At 50.6% G+C, this 6,846-nt stretch carries 8 protein-coding genes; 2 read left to right on the top strand and 6 right to left on the bottom strand.

All coding sequences use genetic code 11. The features are described 5' to 3' along the window. Window positions 1-115 precede the first annotated feature (115 nt). From G9Q73_RS11780 to G9Q73_RS11765, 4 genes are all read right to left on the bottom strand, one after another. Window positions 116-1,201, bottom strand: coding sequence for a glycosyltransferase (locus G9Q73_RS11780; RefSeq protein WP_177419958.1), 1,086 nt, complete (start codon window positions 1,199-1,201; stop codon window positions 116-118). Between the two features lie 221 nt (window positions 1,202-1,422). Next, complete coding sequence (locus G9Q73_RS11775) at window positions 1,423-2,403, bottom strand: thioredoxin family protein (RefSeq protein ID WP_218649951.1); 981 nt, start codon at window positions 2,401-2,403, stop codon at window positions 1,423-1,425. After that, on the bottom strand, window positions 2,315-2,569 hold the full coding sequence (locus G9Q73_RS11770) for a hypothetical protein (RefSeq protein WP_177419957.1): 255 nt from the start codon (window positions 2,567-2,569) through the stop codon (window positions 2,315-2,317). Before G9Q73_RS11770 ends, G9Q73_RS11775 begins: the two co-directional genes overlap by 89 nt. Window positions 2,570-2,579: 10 nt before the next feature. After that, a complete protein-coding gene (locus G9Q73_RS11765) occupies window positions 2,580-3,473 on the bottom strand; it encodes a thioredoxin fold domain-containing protein (RefSeq protein ID WP_177419956.1) in 894 nt (297 codons plus the stop codon). A 308-nt stretch (window positions 3,474-3,781) separates the two neighbouring features. Between G9Q73_RS11765 and G9Q73_RS11760 the strand changes: the two genes are divergently transcribed. Beyond that, window positions 3,782-4,696: a GGDEF domain-containing protein gene (locus G9Q73_RS11760; protein WP_177419955.1), complete on the top strand. Its 915-nt coding sequence runs from the start codon at window positions 3,782-3,784 to the stop codon at window positions 4,694-4,696. A 93-nt stretch (window positions 4,697-4,789) separates the two neighbouring features. On the opposite strand, the gene G9Q73_RS20510 is transcribed toward G9Q73_RS11760, so the two are convergent. After that, window positions 4,790-5,119 (bottom strand): endonuclease III domain-containing protein, encoded by a 330-nt coding sequence (locus tag G9Q73_RS20510; RefSeq protein ID WP_246345233.1) that lies wholly within the window; start codon window positions 5,117-5,119, stop codon window positions 4,790-4,792. Between the two features lie 670 nt (window positions 5,120-5,789). Between G9Q73_RS20510 and G9Q73_RS11750 the strand changes: the two genes are divergently transcribed. Beyond that, a complete protein-coding gene (locus G9Q73_RS11750) occupies window positions 5,790-6,167 on the top strand; it encodes a GGDEF domain-containing protein (protein ID WP_177419954.1) in 378 nt (125 codons plus the stop codon). Between the two features lie 90 nt (window positions 6,168-6,257). On the opposite strand, the gene G9Q73_RS11745 is transcribed toward G9Q73_RS11750, so the two are convergent. After that, window positions 6,258-6,846: endonuclease III domain-containing protein (locus G9Q73_RS11745; protein WP_246345231.1), on the bottom strand; the 589-nt coding region annotated here is incomplete at its 5' end.

Below are 6,846 nucleotides of genomic sequence, written 5' to 3'. Positions count from 1 at the left end.
TGGTATGCTTCGTTCAGTTACGTATTGCTCCTGATTTTTACGACGTTGTTCTCTGAAAACACCTATCGATACATAGAAGCCCGGAATCATCCCTGGGAAAAAACATATTCCCGATTCAACACAGGACGTTTAAAATGACTGCTTGGATCAGCCCTGAAGTTTTTATCCAGATCAGCAAAAGCCAGTTCCACTTTGGCAGCCTCTCCAACTTCACTGATCGGCCCTGGCAATAACTTCGCTGCGCCGTTCCAAAAGTCGCCAGTTTATCCGGATCATCCAACAAACCCGAAATTGCCGCAGCATATGCTTCAATATCCTGATTCTGTATCAGGAATCCATTTCGATCATTTTCAACCAACTCACTGAGATCCCCCACGTCCGAAACTACGGCAGGAAGCCCCGTCATCATCGCCTGTATCATCGACTGGGAGAGTCCTTCGGAGTCGGAAGTCAGAATAAATACACGCGCCTGCCGGTACCAGTCCCCCACCTCTGTCTGCCAACCAACAAAGTCGATATTCTCACTGATACCCAGAGAGGCAGCCATCTGCTCCATCTCTTCACCATCCGGACCATCACCGACTATCAACACCTTAATCGCAAGGTGCTCCGGTTTCAGTTTTGCAACGATCTGTAGCAGAATATCCACCCGTTTGATATTGGAGATTCGTCCGACAAAGATCAGATCAGCACGCTTCTCTTCGTCACCAGGGTAGTAACTGGCGCCATCAATCCCGCCGGACATGATATAGATATCATCACCCTTGACACCCCGCTCTTCGAAAAAGTGCTTGGCGTCGGTTCCCCGTACCACGACACTACCGAAATGGGAGACAGCGTTGATCAGCGCCTTTTCCACCACTGCATCGTGCCTGCCAAGTTGTTTGAATAACTTGTTTTCGGTGAGGTAACCGCCTCCGAGCACCTCCAAGGGACCGCCGCCACAAAGGTAGACCGAATGACAATCATATTTTTTCCCAAGCATCACAACCAGCAGTCCGTTAAGCAACAGATGAAATCCGACAATCACGTCTGGACGTTTCTCTTTTGCAACCTTTGATAGGGTGATCAGGCGGGCAATCGTGCCACCCACAATCTTTTGTAATCTGGCATTCGGATAGATCGGTGAGACCTTGTCAATCTCCGGCAACTTCGTCGCGGCCACCATATAGATCCGACCGACCCGGTTAGACTCCGACATCGGCCGACAGATGGGAGATGATCCACTGATCCGGAATAGAAGGTTCCCGTAATCAGAATATCGTATCGATCTTTCTTCTCCCTTGAAGTGGCATTGTTGCGCTCCGCAACCCTGTTCAGTTTATTTGTGTAGACCCGCATGGCAAAACGCAGGATGTACCCGATAATCTTCTCCATACTCTTCCTGTTAATGGTTTATTTTATAGATTGGAAACTATTCCATTAGATCGACAGTGATGCCCTGTGCTTCCATCTCCGCCGCCCTGGATTGCACATATCGTTGGAAATTAGGTTGACTAAGATAGGCGCCAGTGGATACATAATCCATCGCTGCATGGGTGTGAAGGTTTTCAAAACGCCTGCAAGGAAACACCTCTTCCCGTCGGATCGAAAAAGAGCATGCTGGGCACATATTGAATGCCGAGTTTCCATCGCTGCATGGGTGTGAAAGGTTTTCAAAAACGCCTCCGCGCGAAACACCTCTTTTCCCGCCGGATCGAAAAAGAGCATGCTCGGCACATATTGAATGCCGAGTGCTTTCGTCCACTCACTCACCGTCCGTTGCACGCCTCCGGGTGTCGTCAAAGTCTCTCCACTCCATACATCGACGAGTGCAATATCGAATGCATCCAGCGTTTTTCTGACTGCCGGTATTCGCATGATTTTACCGTGTAATTCATCGCAGGCGGAACAGGCTTTCTGCTCCATCAACACCAATAGGGGCTTATTGCTCTCTCTGGCCTTGGCGCGCAAGTCCAGCGGCAGTGGCAGAAAGCCAACCTCCCGATGCAAATTCCCACTCACCGCCTGCGGCTGAACACTGGCCAGATAGTCACGATAGGGTTGCTTGCGCTCAAGATGTCCAGCCACATAGTCGAGCGCCGCCTCGAATTTATGCGGCGGGTAGTAGCCATTGATACGCAAAGCCTGTCTTCCCGCCTCATCCAGAAAGATCAAGGTCGGTGTGTACATCACCTTGAGGGATTCTGAAAAGCGCTTCTCGGTGGTTTCTGTCCCCCGCAAATCGGTCACTTCCTGGTCGCCCCAAATATTGATTGCGATGACTTCAAAGTTTTCTTGGGTCTTTTCCACAAGCGGTCTGAGAGACCAGTTTTCATTCAGCAGCTTGGCACAGTAGGGACAGCCATCCTGATGAAAAAAAAAGCAAAATCCGTTTACCGGAATCCGCAGCCTCTTCGACATCCTCCCTCAGATCAAGAAAAGAGTGACGAAACCAGTCAGGCTTTTCATGAAAACCAGGATTGATCAGCCCGGCGGTTAAGGTCACATTCTCATTTTCTGCGGCAAATGTCAGGGGGCTTGCCAGCAAAATGCAACCCAGTAATTTAATCATCAAAGAGAGATTCACGATCTGCACCTTATGGTCGTTGGCCAAGCAGCCTGCTTCGATATGCCATGCACACAAGATCAACATTGCTATATTGAATGCCGAGTTCTTTCGTCCACTCACTCACCGTCCGTTGCACGCCTCCTGGTGTCGTCAAAGTCTCCCCACTCCAGACATCGACGAGTGCAATATCGAATGCCTCCAGAGTCTTTCTGACTGCCGATTTTCGCATGATTTTACCGTGTAATTCATCGCAGGCGGAACAGGCTTTCTGCTCCATCAACACCAATAGGGGCTTATTGCTCTCTCTGGCCTTGGCGCGCAAGTCCAGCGGCAGTGGCAGAAAGCCAACCTCCTGATGCAATTTCCCACTCACCGCCTGCGGCTGAACACTGGCCAGATAGTCACGATAGGGTTGCTTACGCTCAAGATGTCCAGCCACATAGTCGAGCGCCGCCTCGAATTTATGCGGCGGGTAATAGCCATTGATACGCAAAGCCTGTCTTCCCGCCTCATCCAGAAAGATCAAGGTCGGTGTGTACATCACTTTGAGGGATTCTGAAAAGCGCTTCTCGGTGGTTTCTGTCCCCCGCAAATCGGTCACTTCCTGGTCACCCCAAATATTGATTGCGATGACTTCAAAGTTTTCTTGGGTCTTTTCCACAAGCGGCCTGAGAGACCAGTTTTCATTCAGCAGCTTCGCACAGTAGGGGCAGCCATCCTGATGAAAAAAAAGCAAAATCCGTTTACCGGAATCCGCAGCCTCTTCGACATCCTCCCTCAGATCGAGAAAAGAGTGGCGAAACCAGTCAGGCTTTTCATGAAAACCAGGATTGATCAGCCCGGCGGTTAAGGTCACATTCTCATTTTCTGCGGCAAATGTCAGGGGGCTTGCCAGCAAAATGCAACCCAGTAATTTAATCATCAAAGAGAGATTCACGATCTGCACCTTATGGTCGTTGGCCAAGCAGCCTGCTTCGATATGCCATGCACACAAGATCAAAAAGCCGGACCCAATTGTAAACCGCATCCATGCCGGGTCAATTGGTTTGATAGACTGTCACGGATCACCTATAAAAGTAATTATAGTCCCAATGCTGATGCCTTTTCCGCGGCACTTTTTTGACATTGGCAAGGACAAGTTATCGTATATTATTGTTTTTATTGCTAATTTATTTTTTGGCACGCTAATCGCTACAGACAAAACAAATCACAAAAACGCAGGTCAGAAAAATGACGGGTTACATCCAAAGCTTAGAAAGCAACTCTCCAACAGGTGTTTCGCTTCTACCCGAGGGCATTGCACGGAGCAGCGAGGGTGGACAGCAGATTGCTCAGGTGGTGGAACTCACGACCAGGCTACAGACCACGCTTGAACTGGAGAACCTGATTGAGCTTTTCTTTGACGTCATCAAATCCCATTTCAAATATGACGGCGCAACATTCCAACTGCCGGGTGATGCATTAACCATCACCACGGGAGAACAGTGTCGTCATAATGTTAACTATAGTCTTAAGGTGCTGGGTCAGCCACTCGGAGATATTGGTTTCAGCCGCAGCAGACGATTTAAAGACGCGGAAGCCAAGATACTGGAGAATCTTCTGACTACCCTGCTCTATCCTCTGCGCAACGCCCTGCTCTATCGAGAAGCGATCCGATCCGCCTTTGTTGATTCACTGACTGGCGTGAAAAACCGGACAGCCTTCGACAGCAATTTTCACCGGGAGGTGGAACTGGGCCATCGCAACGGATCTGAACTCTCTCTCATCGTTCTTGATATCGATTTTTTCAAAAAGGTCAACGACCAGTATGGTCACTCCATTGGAGACTATGTGCTGAAATGCGTGGCCCAGGCAGTCGAAGCCACTATTCGCAGCAGCGACGCACTCTACCGCTATGGCGGCGAGGAGTTCACGGTTGTATTGAGTGGAACTGACCAGGCGGGCGCGCTTCTTCTTGCCGAACGCATAAGACAGAATATCGAAGCACTGATCTTTGCCAGTTCAAAGGGGCTGAGCATCACAATGAGTCTTGGTGTCGCCACACTTAATTCCAACGAAGAGAGTGAACATCTTTTCATCAGGGCCGACGAAGCACTCTACCAAGCCAAGGAGAGGGGCCGTAATAAAGTTGCAGTCGCAGCATGAACACAGTCGAAGTTTGTAGGCCTGATCAAGCACAGCGGATCAGGCAATAAATCTACAACCTTGGTTTGCCGGTTCCACTACGCTTGAACCGTCCTACCAGTCTTTCCAACCACAGGAACCGCGCAAGCAACAGATCTCACATAAAGGTTTAGTCCGGCAGGTCTCTTTCGCATGACGTACGATCAACGCGTGGTATTCATTATACAGCCCGACATCCGGACCCAGCGTCTGCTCGAACTCTGATCGCAGCATCTCATAACTTTCACCACCCGATACCAGTCCAAAGCGAAAAAAGAGTCTGCGGGTGTAGGCATCAATCACAAAAAACGGACGTTCAAAGGCATAGAGCAGGATATCGTCAGCGGTCTCTGGGCCGATGCCATTGATATCGAGCAACCACTTCCGCAGCACCTCATCAGGCATCGAATCAGTGCTTCTGCTGCGATCAATGCACTACAGAAATCTGCAACCGTTCTGCCCAGTATTGAAATAATACCGGATGTCGACGCTGATGCCAGGAGAGAGGCGGGTCGGCTTGCCCATTTTTGGCAGTCGACAATCAGCCTCCGCAAAGAGATACTGAATTGCCGTTCCACATTGACCAGGCAGTATTCACAAGTCAACTTACCCCGACTCATCACCTCGAAGGGTGTCTCTCCAGGCCACCAGTGCTGCTGCCCATATGCCGACAGCAGGGCATCAAAGATTCCAGAGTGAGTGTTTTGACAGTCCCACGTTAGCGTTTTTTCGTCCCCAGGGATCCAGTTCCTCACGACGTTTTGTGGGCGTGGATTTTCGCAGATTTCCATGCTGCTGCATTGCTTTCGCTATCGCTTCGCCGTGGTGACTTGGATTTTTCACTGTCACGGCCTTCCAGAGACGTTTGGACCATCCTCGCGACGCCATGCGTGCCCGTCTATCGCCCTCCCCACCAGTACCAGATCGTCGCCACCCGAACGCGGCGCACGCTGACGCTTTCCGGCCCAGCCCTAATACCTGTGCTCATTCACCTGCTGTGTTCAGATAGCGCCAACGTCCCACTTTCAGTGCGCACTGCTCTATATCACGCTACTGGTAGTGCGCGCTTGTATGATTGACCCAGCCCAATGGCTTCTACATATGGAGTGACCAGTATGGTCACTCCATTGGAGACTATGTGCTGAAATGCGTGGCCCAGGCAGTCGAAGCCACTATTCGCAGCAGCGACGCACTCTACCGCTATGGCGGTGAGGAGTTCACGGTTGTATTGAGTGGAACTGACCAGGCGGGCGCGCTTCTTCTTGCCGAACGCATAAGACAGAATATCGAAGCACTGGTGTTTGCCAGTTCAAAGGGGCTGAGCATCACAATGAGTCTTGGCGTCGCCACACTTAATTCCAACGAAGAGAGTGAACATCTTTTCATCAGGGCCGACGAAGCACTCTACCAAGCCAAGGAGAGAGGCCGTAATAAGGTTGCAGTCGCAGCATGAACCCAATAGTTCGTAGGCCTGATCAAGCACAGCGGATCAGGCAATAAATATACAACCTTGGTTTGCCGGTTCCACTACGCTTGAACCGTCCTACCAGTCTTTCCATCCACAGGAACCGCGCAAGCAACAGATCTCACATGAAGGTTTAGTCCGGCAGGCCTCTTTCGCATGACGTACGATCAACGCGTGGTATTCATTATACAGCCCGACATCTGGACCCAGCGTCTGCTCGAACTCTGATCGCAGCATCTCATAACTTTCATCACCCGATACCAGTCCAAAGCGAAAAAAGAGTCTGCGGGTGTAGGCATCAATCACAAAAAACGGACGTTCAAAGGCATAGAGCAGGATATCGTCAGCGGTCTCCGGGCCGATGCCATTGATATCGAGCAACCACTTCCGCAGCACCTCATCGGGCATCGAATCCAGTGCTTCTGCTGCGATCAATGCACTACAGAGATGCTGCAGCCGTTTTGCCTTGATATTGAAATACCCGGATGGGCGAATCAGCTGTGCCAGGAGAGGCGGATCGGCTTGCGCCATTTTTTGGCAGTCGAGCAATCCGGCCTCCTTGAGATTGCAGATTGCCCGTTCCACATTTGACCAGGCGGTATTCTGAGTCAACACTGCCCCGACCATCACCTCGAAGGGAGCAATACGTAACTGAACGAAGTACACG

Source organism: endosymbiont of Lamellibrachia barhami, assembly GCF_011947365.2.
GTDB lineage: Bacteria > Pseudomonadota > Gammaproteobacteria > Chromatiales > Chromatiaceae > QGON01.
This window is presented reverse-complemented; position numbering and strand designations above follow the sequence as displayed.

What these genes read in the sequence shown, in the direction of transcription:
- G9Q73_RS11780 (WP_177419958.1), bottom strand. Translation starts at nt 1,201, where the DNA reads ATGTCGGAGTCTAACCGGGTCGGTCGGATCTATATGGTGGCCGCGACG.
- G9Q73_RS11775 (WP_218649951.1), bottom strand. Translation starts at nt 2,403, where the DNA reads ATGTCGAAGAGGCTGCGGATTCCGGTAAACGGATTTTGCTTTTTTTTT.
- G9Q73_RS11765 (WP_177419956.1), bottom strand. Translation starts at nt 3,473, where the DNA reads ATGATTAAATTACTGGGTTGCATTTTGCTGGCAAGCCCCCTGACATTT.
- G9Q73_RS11760 (WP_177419955.1), top strand. Translation starts at nt 3,782, where the DNA reads ATGACGGGTTACATCCAAAGCTTAGAAAGCAACTCTCCAACAGGTGTT.
- G9Q73_RS20510 (WP_246345233.1), bottom strand. Translation starts at nt 5,119, where the DNA reads ATGCCTGATGAGGTGCTGCGGAAGTGGTTGCTCGATATCAATGGCATC.